A 17,368-nucleotide genomic window follows, 5' to 3' on the forward strand; every position below is an offset into this window, starting at 1 on the left:
TAAAAAAGCGCCAAACGGCGCTTTTTTAAGAGTTTTTCACATCAACTTTAAGCTTCAATTTTTGACCTGGGTACAAGTACTTTTGGCCTGCTAGGTCATTCCACTTTACAATCTCTTTAACCGTCAGATTAAACTTAGAAGCGATACGTGCTAATGAGTCTCCGCGCCTTACTTTGTAAGTAATCGTACGGTTAGTTGCAGCAATTTTTTGTGCTTTTGCCTCTTGATAAATTGTAAGTTTTTGCCCTAAACGCAAAATCGAGTTGGGCTTTAGCTTATTCCAACGTGCAAGTTGTTTAATAGTCACATCGTATTCACGACTGATGTCCCACAAAGTATCACCATTGGTGACAATGTGCGTTTTCTGCGCTTGAGGTGCTTTAGCCACTGCACTACGTACACTGGTTGGTAAGTGTTCACTTTTAAGCTTTCCCTCGCTAAGAGGAACGAGTAGGTTCTGGCCTATTTGGATAATGTGTGAATTTAGCTTATTTAACGACTGTATTGCGCTAGGACTGGTCGAAAACTTCGCTGCAATTACAGACAGCGTATCGCCTTTTTTAACCGTGTAATGTTGCCAGCGAAGCCTGTCTTCAGCAGATGTGGCTGCTAACTTCTCTTTAAATACATCAACTTTGTCTGCAGGAAGCAGTAACGAGTGCGGGCCATTCGGGTCGGTTGCCCAGCGATTGAAAGCTGGGTTGAGTCGATAAAGCTCCGTAAGAGAAATATCCGCCATATCGGCGGCCATCGCTAAGTCGATTTGAGAGCCAATATCTACAGACTCAACCACTTGTGCATTGATGATCTTTCTCCAGCTGACATTAAACTCATCCTGTCGTTTTAATAAATCAGACAGAGCTAGCAACTTAGGAACGTAAGCGGTTGTTTCTTTTGGTAAGTCTAATGACCAAAAATCCGTAGGCAGGTGCTTTTTGCGATTTTTTCTAATTGCTTTTAATAATCGACCCTCGCCCGAGTTATAGGCCGCAATTGCATTTAGCCAGTCACCCTCAAGGGTTTTATGTAGATAACTTAGATAGTCTAGTGCTGCACGAGTAGATTGAACAATGTCTCTGCGGCCGTCGTACCACCAGTTTTGCTTGAGATTAAAACGCTCACCAGTTTGTGGCATAAATTGCCAAATTCCAGATGCACTGCGATGTGAATAGCCAAATGGGTCGAATGCACTTTCAACAATGGGTAGCAATGCAATTTCAATTGGCATTTGACGTTTTTCAACTTCCTCCACAATAAAATATAGGTAAGGCTCCGCGCGCTTGGCAATTCTGTTTAAATATGCCTGATGGCGTTGATAGTAGTTTCTTTCCGCAACCACGGGGCGATTCTGCGGAATATCAATAGAAAGTTGGTAGCGAATGCGCTCCCACACATCGTCAAATACTGGTGGTGGCTCATCCGCTTCTATAGGTTCTTGAATTGCACTAAGCAAGGTGTCACTGATCTCTGCAGGGCTTGCGCTATTAAGCTGCGATAGCGTTTCTTCGGTAGTCTTATCTACAGGAGTTAGTGTCTGACAACCACTACTCAGTAGCGCTGCTAATACAACAGAAATGGACAATTTATTCATAGATAACTTTCTTTTAGTCAAGCAAAAACCCGCCAATACTACCTGTTAAGTACATATATTTAAAGTGGTTAGTATAGCCTACAGATTAAAAGGCGTCTTTCCACGCTCTCAAAGCTGCAAAAACCTGCCAAGGGTCACTCTGGTTTCGCGTAAACTGTGTTGGAATGTGCTTACAGATATGCTCGAGATCAGCGCGTAAAAAAGGGTTCACCAAGCGCTCCTTAGCCATTGTGGTGGGCAAGGTTGGCAACTCTTGGTTACGTCTTTGGTTTACCCATTGTTGATAATCTTGAATATCTTGGTTATCTGGCTCAACGGCCTGAGCAAAAGCTAAATTAGCCGTGGTATATTCATGGGTACAATAGATTTGCGTGTGATCACTAAGGGAAAGCAACTTTTGTAGGGATTGCCACATTTGTATTGGGTTGCCTTCGAACAGACGTCCACAACCTGCGCTAAATAGGGTGTCTCCCGTAAAGCTGTGTTGATCGTTGATGTAGCAGATATGATCCAGAGTATGGCCTGGTGTTTCGATAATCGAATACTGTGTGCCCAGAACACTCACTTCATCCCCTTCAACTAGTGGCTGAGTTATTCCTTCAAAAGGTGAGCTTTTGGGGCCGTAAATAGGGATACCTGGAGCAAAGGTTTGGAGTTCTGACACGCCGTCAGTGTGATCCCAGTGATGATGTGTGATCAAAATACCTTGCAGTTTTGCACTGTGCTGTGCCAAATAATGCATGACTGGAGACGCTTGTCCTGGGTCAACTACCCACACAAGGTTTTGCTTGGTGTCGCGGATAGCCCAAATATAGTTATCTTGAAAAGCTTTTATTGGCTCGACTTGCACCATAGTTAATTGCTCTATAAAGTGAACGGTAGCAATAGTATAACGGGCAAACTCAATGAAACCAGCCTTAAGTTTTCAACAAGGTCCAAAGCCGCTAGAGTGGCAAGATTTTCCCCACGGCGACTATTTAAGGGCTGGGGTAGAAAGGCGTATAGGCAAATGGTTGCCGCGCATGTTTGGCTATCACATGTTGAAGTTAGGGAGTCTTAGTGGCCAAATCAGTACTGCCAAAAGTGCTATTAAACATCAGGTTTGTGTTGCTCCACATCAGTTGCAACATGTTGGTGTAGTAGCTGAAGTTGACGAGTTGCCATTTTCAGAGCATAGCGTTGATGCATGCATTTTAAGTCAGTGCCTAGAGTATCACTCTGATCCGCATCATATATTGCGTGAAGCACACCGTACCTTAATTCCCGGCGGTTACATAGTAATAACAGGGTTTAATCCATTTAGTTTGTGTGGTTTGGCAAATTTATTGCCTTTTAGTAAAGAAAAATTACCTTGGTCAGGGCGGTTCTTTACCCCCTCACGGGTTAAAGACTGGTTAGATTTATTGGGGTTCGAAATCTTAGCCGACGAGAGATTTATTCACGCCTCCCTTGCGCGAGGCAGTCGTTTATCTCGCTTTGCTCCATGGCGACGTTTTTGTCGCCAGTATTTAAAGCCAATGGGAAGTTGTTATATGTTGGTGGCTCGCAAACGTGTTGCACCGCTGACGCCTATAAAACCCAAATGGCACGCTCGTCCAAAGTGGGCGCCCGCAGTGAAAAGTGCACGGCTGACGCAAACCCGCTCATCAAATGAAAAGTAACTCGGTCTGCTAGCTGTTTTTTACTTGGGCTTGATATCCTTCATCAATCAGTAAGTTATCTGATGACGCAGCTTCACGGGCAAGGTCGTCAACTAACTCATTGTATTGGTTACCGCTATGGCCTTTGACCCAGCGCCATTCAATGGTGTGTCTTTGGCAAGCGCTGTCTAACCGCTGCCACAAATCTACATTTTTGACTGGGGCTTTAGAGGCTGTTTTCCAATTGCGCTTTTTCCAATTCTCAAGCCAAGATTCAATACCTTGCTTAACATACTGACTATCGGTATAAAGTATGACATGGCACGCTCTGGTGAGTGTTTCTAGAGCAACAGTTGCGGCAAGCATCTCCATGCGGTTGTTTGTTGTCAGTTGGTAGCCTTGTGAGAGCTTTTTTTCATGACCTTGGTAACTCATATAAATGCCATAGCCACCAGGACCTGGATTGCCAAGACACGATCCGTCAGTATAAATCTCTACGGTTTTTTGCACGAATAGACCTGTTTTTATGTAGAATATATGTATTAATGGCTAACCATAACAAAGTTGGGCACCAGACGATATGCTAAAACGACAAATAGTCCTAGATACGGAAACTACAGGCATCGACCCTAAAGCAGGGCATAGGATCATAGAGATAGGTTGTGTGGAGCTTGTGAATCGCCGACTTACCGGTAATAACTTTCATGTTTACATCAATCCGCAACGAGAAATAGAAGAAGAAGCGATTGACGTTCACGGTATCACCAATGAGTTTTTGCGGGATAAACCGCTTTTTCATCAGGTAGCTCAGGAGTTCTTTGATTACATAAAAGGTGCTGAACTGGTGATCCATAACGCGCCTTTTGACGTCGGATTTATGGACCATGAGTTTGCTATGCTTAAGCAAGGTTTTCCTGCAACACATGATTACTGTGAGGTGTTGGATACGCTTGTTATGGCGCGAAATTTGCACCCAGGTCAGAAGAATAACCTTGATGCATTATGTCGACGTTATGACATAGACAACTCAAAGCGAACATTACACGGCGCATTACTGGATTCTGAGATACTGGCAGATGTTTATCTGGGTATGACTGGCGGCCAGGTTAAGCTGAACTTAGCAACGGGTAATGACAGTAATGAACAAAATGACAGTGGCGGTATTCGTCGTTTAGCTGCGGATAGGCCCGCATTAAAAGTTGTCAAAGCCACAGATGAAGAGTTACAGGCCCATTTGGCCAGGCTACAGGTTGTCAATAAAAATGGCGAAACCTTGTGGCAAAATTAGTGAGGTAAATTATGAAACGGTTGTGGTTCGTTCTAGTTATGACATGGCTCACCATGACACTGGTTACTACTTCTGCACTTGCCACTCCTCAAGTGACAGTATTAGAGCGTGACGGAGTCTCAAATGAAGTGCCACTACTGGACAACCGCTTTCGAATTGATCATGAGGTTGAAAAAATCTCGTTACTATTTTTTCGCAAACCAGGCTCTCCCGCGGTTGTTTTGGTGCAACCTGATGGTAGTAAAATTTATGCAACACATGCGTTACGTGATGACAGCTTACAGTGGTATGACGAAGTTAGCTTTGACTTAGTCGTGATTTCTAATCCCACACCTGGCCCATGGCAAGTGATAGGTAGTATCCAAGATGGTAGCCGAGTGATGGTGGTGGGGGAGATTGAACTGGAAGTAGAGGCTCTGCCACCCCTCATTTTTAGGGGGGAGACCCTAAAAGTTACCGGACGCGTCACCAATGATGGCAAACCAATCGAAATTGGCTATTTCAGAGACGTCATCTCCTTAGTGGTTGATTTTGTCAGTACGAACAATGACAACTATGCCAACTTTGGGGCAGGCACGCAGAGTGTCACAGAATTTAAAGATGATGGTAGAGATTTTGATGAGCGTCCTTTAGACGGTGTGTTCACAGGAGAGTTTAAACTGTCATTTCCAGCAGGAGAGTGGCGACCTGAGTTTCTTATTGAAACACCGCTTGTTAAGCGCAAGGTCGTGGGCAAACCGATTTTACTCTCTGAGCCCCCGTTCAATTTCGAGTTGACTCTTTCTGACAACGAAGAGTTTGAACATGAGTTGAGGATCAAGATCGACAATGAAATTGTTAAACCTGAAAGTGTTATATTCCAAGGTAAGATTTTCTATCCAAATGGCGAGGAGCAGGCCTTTACCATAGAGCCAAAAGAGCGCTTGTATAGAACACTTGCTATTAAGAACTATGATTGGGGTCGTTATAGTGTTGAGCTTTCAGCATTTGGTGAAAATATTAATGGCCGCGAGTTCATGGCAACTTTGCCTGAATATAAGTTTGAAATTGAACGGCCAATAGAAAAGGTGCCAGAGCTACAAGTGCCAATCAACACCATACTCATTCCTGAGCCAGAACCAGAACCTGAGATCAATACGCCTCTAGTGGTCAGTATAATTGTATTGGGGAACCTACTTATTTTGCTGGCAGGGTGGGTCGCGGTACGTGTGTTGATTCAAAATAAACCAATTAATCTAAAGTTCAAGTTACCTTTTGGTAAATCTAAGAGTGAAGACAAACAATCGACAGAACCCAAAAGTGAAACTCAAAAACAAAACTCAGACGAAAGTGGTTCAAAAAATGATAAATCAGGTGATATTTTGAACCTTTCGATGTCAGATGACTAAAAAAGCGGGTATTTTTCAAAAAAACTGTTGACTCTCATGGGGTCGATTCGTATTATTCACGCCGCTGTCAGGGAGCAGTCTGGTAGCAAGAATAATGCGGAGTGGTAGTTCAGTTGGTTAGAATACCGGCCTGTCACGCCGGGGGTCGCGGGTTCGAGTCCCGTCCACTCCGCCAATTATTCAAAAATTTGTAAGTAGTGCTGGAGTGGTAGTTCAGTTGGTTAGAATACCGGCCTGTCACGCCGGGGGTCGCGGGTTCGAGTCCCGTCCACTCCGCCAAATCTTACATCGCCGAAAGGCACGCTTTTCCTAAGTGGAGTGGTAGTTCAGTTGGTTAGAATACCGGCCTGTCACGCCGGGGGTCGCGGGTTCGAGTCCCGTCCACTCCGCCAACAGAAAAGCACAGATTAAAACACCGTGGAGTGGTAGTTCAGTTGGTTAGAATACCGGCCTGTCACGCCGGGGGTCGCGGGTTCGAGTCCCGTCCACTCCGCCAATGTTTTAATCCTTTATTTGCTCAGTGGAGTGGTAGTTCAGTTGGTTAGAATACCGGCCTGTCACGCCGGGGGTCGCGGGTTCGAGTCCCGTCCACTCCGCCAATGCAAATAAACTCATAATGATATCTCTGCGGAGTGGTAGTTCAGTTGGTTAGAATACCGGCCTGTCACGCCGGGGGTCGCGGGTTCGAGTCCCGTCCACTCCGCCATTCGATATCAAAGAGGATGCTCTATAAACACATACCACTGCGGAGTGGTAGTTCAGTTGGTTAGAATACCGGCCTGTCACGCCGGGGGTCGCGGGTTCGAGTCCCGTCCACTCCGCCATTTATTAAGCTCATTCGCTTACGTCAAATATTAAACATTTCCACAACACAAAATCCACCTAAACTTCATCGCGTATAGTTAGTCAATTCTTTGTTTTTAGAAATATTTATACGATATACCTTGTAACATTTCTGTTGTCTCAAGTTGTCCCTCTAACTGATATGATGCTCGTAAAAAAGGAGCGCATTAATGATAGAGATAAAGCAGCTTTACAAACAATTTGCCAACAAAATCGTGTTTGAGAACTACGACAACTGCTTCCTCGCTTCTAAATGCTGCGTCCTCGGCGAGAATGGACTCGGAAAAACGACCCTGTTTACCATCATTGCAGGGTTAGATCCTCATTATCATGGGCAAATTTTACTCGCAGGTGAGCACAAGCCGGCACTGCAACAGTACGTCGCGTTAGCGTCAGACAAGGTGCCATTTCCTCAATTTTTAACCGCGCGTCAAATCCTTTCAATGACCAGCGTCAGTTGGCAGTGTGAACTGCCGCTGGCACTTGCACAGCAGTTTGGTTTTACAGGGTTCTTGGACACGTTCGTCAAAGATTTATCATCTGGTAATCATAAAAAGCTACAATTATTAAATGCTATCATGCGTAATACTCCCTATTTGATCCTCGATGAGCCTAGCGCAGCGCTTGACCAGGCTGGCGTAGAAGTGCTTTGCCAGTGGTTGGCATCGTTCTCAGGTCAGGTGCTGATAAGCAGTCATGAACCGCAACCGTTTTTAGACATAGGGTTTACAACTCAGCCGCTGTTTAGCACTGATTGATGTAGAGCTGTGCATGACCTACTTACAATATCGAATTACAGCCTATCGCTATGCGCTTAGAATGCTATTAAAGCAGGCAAATCAGTTTGCACTGATGATCAGTACATTATTTTATATATTTCTGCCGGGGCTTATCGCAGCTATGTTTTTTGGTTTGGGAAGAATCATTCAAAATGACAGTGAACAAGCCTCTAACCAGATTATATGGGGCTGCTTGTTGTTACAAACACTACTACTCAACGTATTAAAACCTGCGATATTAGATGATGCTCATCGCATGTTTCACCATAGCCTTACCAAAAGCAAAATCAGGTTAATCGCCTCGGACATTGCTCAATTAGTTGCAAGTCATGTATTACTTTGGATGTCGTTAATACTGGCTCTGGCTATGGGGGTTGATAAGCTTGCAAGAGCCCCTCACTTTATTGGCTTTATGATAACCCAGCTCGGTATGGGTATTATGCAGCTCTATCGGCCCCAAGCGGCTGTATTGACCCTTGTAGCGTCATTAGTACTGTTAGCTACAACGTCATCAAACCTTGCTTATTTGGCATGGCTTAATGCTTGTTTACTTGCACTGTGTTTTGTTAAGCCTATTCGATTACGTTATTCACCAACAAAACTTACGGTCTGGTCATTTTGGGCTTTGTACGGCTTGTGTCACGCTTGGTCATTGGCTTGGCGTGTAAGTATAAGTTTGTTAGTTGTTTGGGGTGTAGCGGTTATTGGGGTGGAACGACCAGAATTATTGCATTGGTATACACCGATGGCTGCTCTGTTTGCTTCGTTAATATGGGCATCGCTGTGTATCAAAACCACAAAATACATCAATCAACACAGGTTGTTCTGGGCTAGTTTAAAGCAATTAGGTGCGCTGGCTCAGGCGCAACATATATTGATATTTGTACTGTACTTCTTATGTTGGCTTACAGGAGTGATATTACTGAGGTTTGATGTTTTTGCGCTGGCAATTTTGATACTAGCGCCTGTGTTGCAGTGGTGTGCAGCCACTATACCGCAGCGTCTTGCCGTATGTTGGGGTAGCTTTGCTGTGCTTACATACCTTGTTAAGGTATTAATGTAGATATAAAAAAGCCAGCATTGCAGCTGGCTTTGACTCATTTTAACGAATATAAAAGGTTACGCGGCACTGGCACCTTGAGATTTAGGTTTGCTGCCTTGACCTGCGGTTAACTCGCTTGGGTCAAAATCATCAACATTGATAACAGCTAAACGCTTGGCCTCAACTGCAGCTAATTTCTCAGCCTCGTCTTTATTCAAGATACCAGCATCTAAGCCCATTTGTGCGACCTTATCTAGTTGCATAAATGGTAGCTTTTCACCTTTAGCGCGGCATACTTTGTCGAATAAAGGTTCTACTTCTAGAATATCGCGCAAGGTTTGCTCTTGTTTACCTAAAATATTGAGAGGTTCGTCTTTTAGGTAGATGTGAGATCCTAGACGCTCGCGTGACTCATTGGGTGTTTGCAGTAAGTGTGCAACTTTTTGCTCTAGTTTATCCGTAGGTTTGCGTACCGGACGTCCGAACGGGAACAATAACACTTTTAAAACGCCTCTTAGCAATGCTGAAGGCATATTATTGATTAAGTCAGCAAGAGCTCTTTGACATAAGTACAAGTGCTCCTGACAGCTCCACTGTACGAATGGTAAGTCTTCTTTCTTACGGCCTTCATCATTGTAGCGCTTCAATGTTGCAGATACTAAATATAAGTAACTCAACAAGTCACCGAGTCGCGCTGAAATACGCTCTTTGCGCTTCAATGAACCACCAAAAACTGCCATGCATATATCAGACATTAGTGCTAGTGATGCGCTATAGCGGCTGGCGTTTCTATAAAACACAGCAGTTTCGTCATTAAACGGTACCTTGGTGAAGCGTGCTCCCGTTAATGCTAGCCACTTTGTTCTTACAAGGTTAGAAATTGTAAAGCCAATATGGCCCATAAGTGAGTTATCAAAGCTCTCTAATGCTGCTTGTTTATCTTCCATACTCACTGCATTTAGCTCAGCAAGCACAAACGGATGACAGCGAATTGCCCCTTGTCCGTAAATGATCATGTTACGGGTAAGTATATTCGCCCCTTCAACAGTGATTGCGATTGGCGCACCTTGATAACCACGACCCAGATAGTTGTTTGGACCTAGGCAAATTCCCTTACCACCGTGAATATCCATGGCATGTATGGTCGATGCACGCATTTGCTCGGTCAGGTGATATTTCAAAATTGCAGAGACAACTGATGGCTTTTCACCTAAATCTACCGCACCGGTAGACATGCTCACTGCAGCATCTGTGCTATAGGCATAGCCACCAAGTTTAGCAAGGGCTTCTTCGATACCTTCCATTTTACCTATTGGTAACTTGAACTGACGACGAATACGGCTGTAGGCACCACTTGCGAGCGCAAGAGACTTAATACCACCAGTTGAGTTAGATGGTAAGGTTATCACGCGGCCAACAGACAAGCATTCAACTAACATACGCCAACCTTGGCCTGCCATTTTGGGGCCACCAATTATGTAATCAATCGGTACAAAAATGTCTTCACCTTGTGTTGGACCATTTTGGAAAGGCACGTTTAATGGGAAGTGGCGGCGGCCAATTTTCACGCCTGGCGTATTGGTTGGGATTAGAGCACAAGTAATACCAGGCTCTTTGTTGTCACCAAGTAAACCATCAGGGTCGCGTAGTTTAAACGCTAAACCAAGCACAGTAGCCACTGGCGCAAGGGTAATGTAACGTTTGTTCCAAGTTAAGCGAATACCCAACGTTTCTTTGCCTTCCCATTCGCCTTTACATACGATACCAAAATCAGGAATAGCAGAAGCATCAGAACCTGCTTCAGGTGAAGTCAAAGCAAAGCAAGGGATTTCCTGACCGTTGGCAAGTCTTGGTAGATAATGGTCTTTTTGTTCTTGAGTACCGTAATGTTGCAATAACTCACCAGGACCGAGGGAGTTAGGCACACCAACGATTGAAGATAGCAGTGTTGATTTACTGGTAAGCTTTTGAAGCACACAAGATTGTGCATAGGCTGAGAACTCCAGACCACCATATTGTTTCTTGATGATCATTGCAAAGAACTTATTATCTTTGAGGTATTGCCAAACGTCTTCTGGTAGGTCGGTTAGCTCATGTGTTGCTTTCCAATCGTCCAACATGGCACAGACTTCTTCAACTGGGCCATCTAAAAAAGCTTGCTCTTCAATCGTTAAACGAGATTGAGGATACTGGTGTAGCTTTTTCCAATCTGGGTTACCGCAAAATAGGTCCGCTTCCCACCAAGTCGTACCCGCATCTATTGCCGACTTTTCGGTCTCAGACATGGTTGGCGTTACTTTCTTAAACGCTTTGAACAGTGGGGCAACAATGTATTGTTGGCGAATGTTAGTAAGTGAAAGGGGCACTACTATGGCTAAGAAAATCAGCCAAGAAATCGCACCAAAGGCACCGAAAATAGTACCCACAAGTAATGTTACAGCAGCAACGCCAACAGAGGCGTTCCAGCTTGCTCGGTGATAGCTTGCGATGCTCACAAGTACTATCAAGGCTAGGGTGAATAAGAGTGTCATGTTGTTCTTCCTTATAAGAGGTCTGACCACCTTGGCTAGACTAGCTCTAACGGCTGATCATTTCAAGAGAAAAAACGTTTCATTGTATAGTAGTTAACTGTAGGTGATTTAGCGTGAAGTAGGTAGAAATAGCCATTGACCAACAGCGCCCGCTTTGTAGCGGCTAATTGCCATGATGCAAAAATTTTCTGGAGCAAAGAGAGCGAAAGGCGTAAAAGCTGGTTGCTTTTTGTGCGCTTGGGCCTATTGTTTTAGCAGAAGAAGCGTTCAAGGAGGAACCTTTAATGATCATTTCAACAATCGTGATATCGGTGTCACTGCTTGCGACATGGATGTCGATAAATGTTTACACACCCGCTGTATTTTTTAACTTATTTTGCTGCTTAATTAGTGCTTGGTATGGCTATCATGCCCATGTACACAAAGCACTAGCCCTAGCATTTTTTAATGTATTTGCTGTTGTTATGAGCCCCTTACTGATTTTGCCTGAACAAAAAACTGCGACGTTAATGGTGATGTTTTTACTTATGATTATGTTTGCTGGTATCGCCATTGGTATTCACAAAGTAAAAGTCAAAGCGTAAACAGCACAATCGCTCGAATATATGGGTGGAAACTCGCATTCCACCTAGGCTTAGGTATACAATATCTCTCCCGTGCCCAGTTTGGAATATTCAATGAAGATCCTTGCAGATCAAAATATGCCTTTGGTTGAGGAGTTTTTCTCAGATTTAGGTGAAGTTAGGCGTTTTGATGGTCGCAACTTACAAGCATCAACACTGCAAGCAGTCGATGCACTGCTAGTTCGTTCTGTTACAACGGTAAACGAAGAATTACTCGCACAGGCTCAACACCTTAAATTTGTAGGCACTGCGACAATCGGGATTGATCATGTCGATACGGCTCATTTAGCACAGCGAAATATCGCATTTTCGAGTGCGCCTGGGTGTAATGCCATTGCCGTTGCTGAATATGTTATTAGTGCGCTATACGCATACACTCAAGAGACTGGTACAAGCCTTGAAGGAAGAACATTAGGTATTGTGGGTGTGGGTAATATAGGAAAGTGCCTCCAGCAGAAGCTGATTAATTTGGGCTTACGCTTGCTATTGTGCGACCCAGTACGGCACGAAGCAGGTACTCTGGATGAGCATGTAGATATAGACAGTGTGCTAGCACAGGCTGATATCGTAACGTTTCATGTGCCTTTGGTTAAAGAGGGGCGTCATCAAACGCGCCACTTACTTGATGCTGAGCGTATCTCAAAATTAAAGGACAACATGCTTGTTATCAACGCAAGCCGTGGTGATGTGATAGATAACCAAGCATTGCTCAGCGCCTTACAAAAAGGGAAACGTTTAGAGCTTGTGTTGGATGTGTGGGAAAACGAGCCGAATATTTTGACCGAGTTACTCCCTTATGTGCGCTTTGCAAGTGTGCATATTGCGGGCCATACCCAAGAGGGTAAGGCAAGAGGCACACAGATGCTTTACCAAGGACTTTGTCAGCGTTTGGGGATAAGCGTTGATAAAAGCCTAGAAGACTTTTTGCCTGTTCCGGCTTTAACCAAATGTAGAACTGAAAAAAGCTTAACAGAGCACGACTTAGGGCGCTTAGTTCATTTGGTCTATGATATTCGTCGTGACGATGGCTTAATGAGAGCCAATTTAGCCAGCCATGGTTTTGACAGCTTGAGGAAAACATATCCCCCACGTCGTGAGTTTAGCACTCTGAGCATAGAAAATATGAGCGAACATGGTGGGTTACTCACCTCGTTAGGCTTTAATGTTATACAAAAGAATGAGGATTGATTATGTCGCAAAAATTTAATGTGGCGGTTTTGGGAGCCACGGGCTTGGTAGGCCGACAGATCATTGAAACACTTGAAGAAAGAAAGTTTCCTGTCGATCAGCTGTTTGCGCTAGCAAGTAGTAGAAGCGCAGGAGAAGAAATTGATTTTCGCGGCGAAAAAATAGAAGTATTGGATGTTGAGCAATTTGACTTTAGCCAAGCTCACATTGGGTTATTCTCAGCCGGTGGTAGTGTATCAGAAAAGTATGCGCCAATAGCGGCCGAGGCGGGCTGTGTGGTGATTGATAACACATCACACTTTAGATATGAGTATGACATACCTTTGATTGTGCCTGAGGTAAACAAAGAAAGTCTGGCAGATTTTCGTAACCGCAACATTATCGCTAATCCAAATTGTTCAACCATTCAAATGCTAGTGGCACTTAAGCCGATATATGACGCTTATGGTATCGATCGCATCAATGTTTCTACATATCAAGCCGTTTCTGGCGCTGGTAAAGAAGCGGTAGACGAACTGGCTAAGCAAACAGCAAACCTTATGAATGCAAGGCCCGTGGATAATCAGATTTTCAGCAAACAAATCGCGTTTAACGTTATTCCTCAAATTGATGAGTTTCAAGACAACGGTTACACCAAAGAAGAAATGAAAATGGTGTGGGAGACGCATAAAATCTTGGGTGACAGTAATGTGATGGTAAATCCTACAGCTGTTAGAGTACCTGTCTTTTTCGGTCATGCAGAGTCCGTGCACCTTGAAACGCGTATGCCGTATGACATTGAGCATGTAAAACAGCTTCTTAACGATGCACCTGGTGTTGAACTTATCGAAGATGAGCATGATTATCCGACACCTGTGAGTGATGCCAGTGGCAACGATACAGTGTATGTCGGCCGAGTACGTCAAGATATTTCCCATCCACATGGCTTAAACTTGTGGATAGTATCAGATAACACTCGAAAAGGTGCTGCAACTAACAGTGTGCAAATTGCTGAAGAGCTCATTGCCAATTATTTGTAAATCACTTTTCTTGAAGTGCTGCTAAGAGGCAGCACTTTGCCGTTAATTGCCACAACAATGGCAATGATGTCAGATGTTTGCCTCATCTTCTTGTCCCCAACCACGATGGCTTTGCCACAGCTTGGTATAAGCGTGTTAATTTTCAATGCGTTGCAATGGATATTCCAAGGTAACTGGTTTATAGTTTGAACTTGGAATAGAGCTTGCAGTAGCAATCGTTAGCAACATTTTGATGTTTAGCAAAAAATATGTTGAACATAGTACTGAAAGGACCAACATGCGCGGTTTTGTCGTTTTTTGTATCTTTGTCTTCACATTGATCACATTGCCAGTTAACAGTCTAGAAGAGCCTCAGATAAAGGGGCCCAAAGGTGTTGACTATGGTCAGCAAGGTCGATCAATTGGGCCAATTAAACCATCAGATACGCTGTGGCGTATTGCTCAGAAAGTTAGACCTGATGAGTCGGTATCCATTTATCAGGTGATGAGTGCGCTTTATCGTAAAAACCCGCAGGCGTTTTTGGATCAAAACCTTAATCATATGCGCGATGGTGCTTATCTAAAAATCCCAACCATGGGTGAGATCCGCAAAGAGGACCCAAATTTAGCAAAACAGCGTTCTGATCAGGATGATGCGCTTTGGGAATTGAAAAAAAGCGGTATGCTTGATAACCAAACGATTGAACAAGCTCAAAAAAAAGTCACACAAGCGCGTAAGATTGACGTCGAAGAAGCCCAAGACGCCCTCACTAAACAGTTAAAGTCCATACAGCTAGAGCAAGACTCCAGACTCATGGATTTACAGTCTCAGTTTAGAAGTTCGGTACGTAATGTTGAAGAAATCCTACAAGAAAACGACAAACTCAAGAAACAGCTGGGGAATATATCTGAAGAATTGCAAAGCGTGCGGGAGCAGTTGGGTAAGGATAGTGAGATCCAGCAACAGCTCCAGTCAATGATCAATCTGCAAACCTCACTAATAGAACGTCAAGAAGAGCAAAGAAAAAAGGCGCAAAGTAGCTTTGATTTAGACTCAGCATTAACTGATCCTCTGATGCTAATGTTGCTGGCGACACTGCCAGCCTTACTTGCGATTGGTGCGGGTATTTTCTTCTTGCGTAAGCGTAAACAGGATCAAGACAGCCCCGCTGAAGATGATGATTTTATGCCTAAGACGGCAGCGTCAGCCGCAACTGATCCGCTTGACTTGGGCATGCCAACAGCACCACCAGAAACAGAGATAGAAGATAGCGTACAGCTGGATGATGATATTTTGCCTGAAGATGACGACATTATGTTTGACTCTTTAGAAGATGATACGTTTGATGAGGGCACTAGTGAGCTAGATCAAGATGAACTTGATAGCTTGTTAAATGAAGACATCGTATTTGATGACGAGACAAATGAGACTGATATACCAGAAGATCTTGATGATTTCTTACAGCAAAGCTTTGATGGTGAAAACGATGATGCTGGCGATGACGTTTCCTTGGACATCGATGATGACTTCGGCTCTGAGAACATTGATGATCTGTTGGGTGAAGGTGCTGAATTTAACGAAGAGGAACTAGATGTCGATGTTAGTGATGATGCGTTAGCGGCACTGAGTGAAGAACTAGCTGATGATCAAGAAGATATCGATATTGACGCGTTAGTTGACAGCGCCGGTGAAGACAGTTCCGACGATGACTTTGATATCGATGATTTGATTGATGAAGCTGCTCAGCATGAAGCGGACATAGACAGCGATGATGTGGATGCGTTGTTAGAAGAAACACAAGTGGATGGCTCAGACGCAAGCGATGAAGATGCAGACATTGATGACATCGATGCTCTGTTGGATGAGACTCAGGCGGACAGCGTAGACGCTAGCGATGAAGATGCAAACATTGATGATATCGATGCTCTGCTGGATGAAACTCAGGCGGACAGCGTAGACGCTAGCGATGAAGATGCAGACATTGATGATATCGATGCTCTGCTGGATGAAACTCAAGCGGACAGCGTAGACGCGAGCGATGAAGATGCAGACATTGATGACATCGATGCTCTGTTGGATGAGACTCAGGCGGATAGTTCAGACACTGCTGTAGATAATGACGATGTTGATGGTCCAGAAGTTGGTGAGGATATCGATGACATTGATGCACTGCTGGATGAGGCTCAGGCCGATGATGCAGATGAGGTTTCTGATAGCACAGATGTAAATATCGACGATATTGATACGCTGTTAGATGAACCAGCAGAAGATGACATCGAAAGTATTGATGATATCGATGCACTGTTGGATGAACCTGAAGAAGGTGAAACAGAAAGTGATGATGATATCGACGCCTTGTTGGATGAACCTGAAGAAGGTGAAACAGAAAGTGATGATATCGACGCCTTGTTAGATGAACCTGAGGAAGGTGAAACAGAAAGTGATGATATCGACGCCTTGCTGGATGAACCTGAAGAAGGTGAAACAGAAAGTGATGATATCGACGCCTTGCTGGATGAACCTGAAGAAGGTGAAACAGAAAGTGATGATATCGACGCCTTGTTGGATGAACCTGAGGAAGGTGAAACAGAAAGTGATGATATCGACGCCTTGTTGGATGAACCTGAAGAAGGTGAAACAGAAAGTGATGATATCGACGCCTTGTTAGATGAACCTGAAGAAGGTGAAACAGAAAGTGATGATATCGACGCCTTGTTGGATGAACCTGAGGAAGGTGAAACAGACAGTGTTGATGATATCGACGCCTTGTTGGATGAACCTGAGGAAGGTGAAACAGAAAGTGATGATATCGACGCCTTGTTGGATGAACCAGCAGAAGATGAAACAGACAGTATTGATGATATTGATGCACTGTTAGATGAACCTGAGGAAGGTGAAACAGAAAGTGATGATGATATCGACGCCTTGTTGGCAGAATCGCAAGATGATGAGCCATCGCTTTCATCAGAGATGGACGAAAGCCAATTCGATGTTTTGCTCGATGATGATGACCAAGATATTCCAGAGTATCCATTAAGCACTGATGGAGAGTCAAAATTACAAAGTGTCGATGAACTGTTAGATGAATTAGATAGAGAAGAACAGGAAAACTGGCATGATGAGCCTCTAGATGAGGAGGAAGTCGCGCTTGGTGATGATCCTCTAGCAGATGAAGTTGATTTGTCGGAGGAAGACAATGATGAAGAACTGGAAGATCTAGTTGAGCCAAGTATTGAGCTTGATAGCTACCCTGAGCTTGAGTTAGATGATACGTCACAGCCTTCTAATATTAGTGAAACAGAACGCAGTTTGGCTGACACATTAGCTGACGGCGGCGCTTCTGAAGATGATTTAGACGCTGATCTGGATGACGAGTTATCAGAGCTTCTTATTGATGATGTACTGGATGATATGCCAGACAGCATGGATAACGACGAACTAGATTTAGAGTCGGGT

At 44.1% G+C, this 17,368-nt stretch carries 13 protein-coding genes and 7 tRNA genes; 16 read left to right on the forward strand and 4 right to left on the reverse strand.

Annotated elements, in window-relative coordinates; genetic code table 11:
- Positions 1-25 precede the first annotated feature (25 nt).
- Positions 26-1,591 carry a LysM peptidoglycan-binding domain-containing protein gene (locus L1070_RS12635; RefSeq protein WP_237125804.1) on the reverse strand — a complete coding sequence of 522 codons (1,566 nt, stop codon included), beginning with the start codon at positions 1,589-1,591 and terminating at the stop codon, positions 26-28.
- A gap of 85 nt (positions 1,592-1,676) precedes the next feature.
- Positions 1,677-2,444 carry a hydroxyacylglutathione hydrolase gene (gloB, locus tag L1070_RS12640; RefSeq protein ID WP_237125805.1) on the reverse strand — a complete coding sequence of 256 codons (768 nt, stop codon included), beginning with the start codon at positions 2,442-2,444 and terminating at the stop codon, positions 1,677-1,679.
- A 52-nt stretch (positions 2,445-2,496) separates the two neighbouring features.
- On the opposite strand from gloB, the gene L1070_RS12645 reads away from it, so the two are divergent.
- Entirely contained in the window at positions 2,497-3,252 is a 756-nt protein-coding gene (locus L1070_RS12645; RefSeq protein WP_237125806.1) for a class I SAM-dependent methyltransferase, read from the forward strand.
- A gap of 9 nt (positions 3,253-3,261) precedes the next feature.
- On the opposite strand, the gene rnhA is transcribed toward L1070_RS12645, so the two are convergent.
- Positions 3,262-3,741 carry a ribonuclease HI gene (rnhA, locus tag L1070_RS12650; protein ID WP_237125807.1) on the reverse strand — a complete coding sequence of 160 codons (480 nt, stop codon included), beginning with the start codon at positions 3,739-3,741 and terminating at the stop codon, positions 3,262-3,264.
- Between the two features lie 70 nt (positions 3,742-3,811).
- Between rnhA and dnaQ the strand changes: the two genes are divergently transcribed.
- The 11 genes from dnaQ to L1070_RS12705 all read left to right on the forward strand — a co-directional run bounded on the left by dnaQ (position 3,812) and on the right by L1070_RS12705 (position 8,592).
- Complete coding sequence (gene dnaQ / locus L1070_RS12655; RefSeq protein WP_237125808.1) at positions 3,812-4,519, forward strand: DNA polymerase III subunit epsilon; 708 nt, start codon at positions 3,812-3,814, stop codon at positions 4,517-4,519.
- A gap of 11 nt (positions 4,520-4,530) precedes the next feature.
- The gene (locus L1070_RS12660) at positions 4,531-5,907 is read left to right on the forward strand and encodes a TIGR03503 family protein (protein WP_070986678.1); all 1,377 of its coding nucleotides are present in this window, start codon (positions 4,531-4,533) and stop codon (positions 5,905-5,907) included.
- 98 nt (positions 5,908-6,005) lie between these two features.
- Positions 6,006-6,082, forward strand: a tRNA-Asp gene (locus L1070_RS12665).
- A gap of 27 nt (positions 6,083-6,109) precedes the next feature.
- Positions 6,110-6,186 (forward strand) — tRNA-Asp (locus L1070_RS12670).
- Between the two features lie 36 nt (positions 6,187-6,222).
- Positions 6,223-6,299 (forward strand) — tRNA-Asp (locus tag L1070_RS12675).
- A gap of 27 nt (positions 6,300-6,326) precedes the next feature.
- Positions 6,327-6,403 (forward strand) — tRNA-Asp (locus tag L1070_RS12680).
- A 26-nt stretch (positions 6,404-6,429) separates the two neighbouring features.
- Positions 6,430-6,506 (forward strand) — tRNA-Asp (locus L1070_RS12685).
- 30 nt (positions 6,507-6,536) lie between these two features.
- Positions 6,537-6,613, forward strand: a tRNA-Asp gene (locus L1070_RS12690).
- 41 nt (positions 6,614-6,654) lie between these two features.
- A tRNA-Asp gene (locus tag L1070_RS12695) sits at positions 6,655-6,731 on the forward strand.
- A gap of 189 nt (positions 6,732-6,920) precedes the next feature.
- Positions 6,921-7,508, forward strand: a complete 588-nt coding sequence (locus L1070_RS12700; protein WP_237125809.1) for an ATP-binding cassette domain-containing protein — start codon at positions 6,921-6,923, stop codon at positions 7,506-7,508.
- Positions 7,509-7,521: 13 nt separating this feature from the next.
- Entirely contained in the window at positions 7,522-8,592 is a 1,071-nt protein-coding gene (locus tag L1070_RS12705) for a DUF6136 family protein (protein WP_237125810.1), read from the forward strand.
- 56 nt (positions 8,593-8,648) lie between these two features.
- Here L1070_RS12705 and fadE read toward each other — a convergent pair whose 3' ends face one another.
- On the reverse strand, positions 8,649-11,102 hold the full coding sequence (fadE, locus tag L1070_RS12710; RefSeq protein WP_237125811.1) for an acyl-CoA dehydrogenase FadE: 2,454 nt from the start codon (positions 11,100-11,102) through the stop codon (positions 8,649-8,651).
- Between the two features lie 284 nt (positions 11,103-11,386).
- Between fadE and L1070_RS12715 the strand changes: the two genes are divergently transcribed.
- The 4 genes from L1070_RS12715 to L1070_RS12730 all read left to right on the forward strand — a co-directional run.
- A complete protein-coding gene (locus L1070_RS12715) occupies positions 11,387-11,686 on the forward strand; it encodes a DUF6419 family natural product biosynthesis protein (RefSeq protein WP_139158561.1) in 300 nt (99 codons plus the stop codon).
- A gap of 93 nt (positions 11,687-11,779) precedes the next feature.
- On the forward strand, positions 11,780-12,913 hold the full coding sequence (locus tag L1070_RS12720) for a 4-phosphoerythronate dehydrogenase (RefSeq protein WP_070986683.1): 1,134 nt from the start codon (positions 11,780-11,782) through the stop codon (positions 12,911-12,913).
- A gap of 2 nt (positions 12,914-12,915) precedes the next feature.
- Positions 12,916-13,932, forward strand: a complete 1,017-nt coding sequence (locus L1070_RS12725; RefSeq protein WP_237125812.1) for an aspartate-semialdehyde dehydrogenase — start codon at positions 12,916-12,918, stop codon at positions 13,930-13,932.
- Positions 13,933-14,209: 277 nt separating this feature from the next.
- A partial coding sequence (locus L1070_RS12730) for a FimV/HubP family polar landmark protein (RefSeq protein ID WP_343221758.1) occupies positions 14,210-17,368 on the forward strand: 3,159 nt, incomplete at its 3' end.

It is taken from the genome of Pseudoalteromonas sp. MMG022 (assembly GCF_021654245.1).
GTDB lineage: Bacteria > Pseudomonadota > Gammaproteobacteria > Enterobacterales > Alteromonadaceae > Pseudoalteromonas > Pseudoalteromonas amylolytica.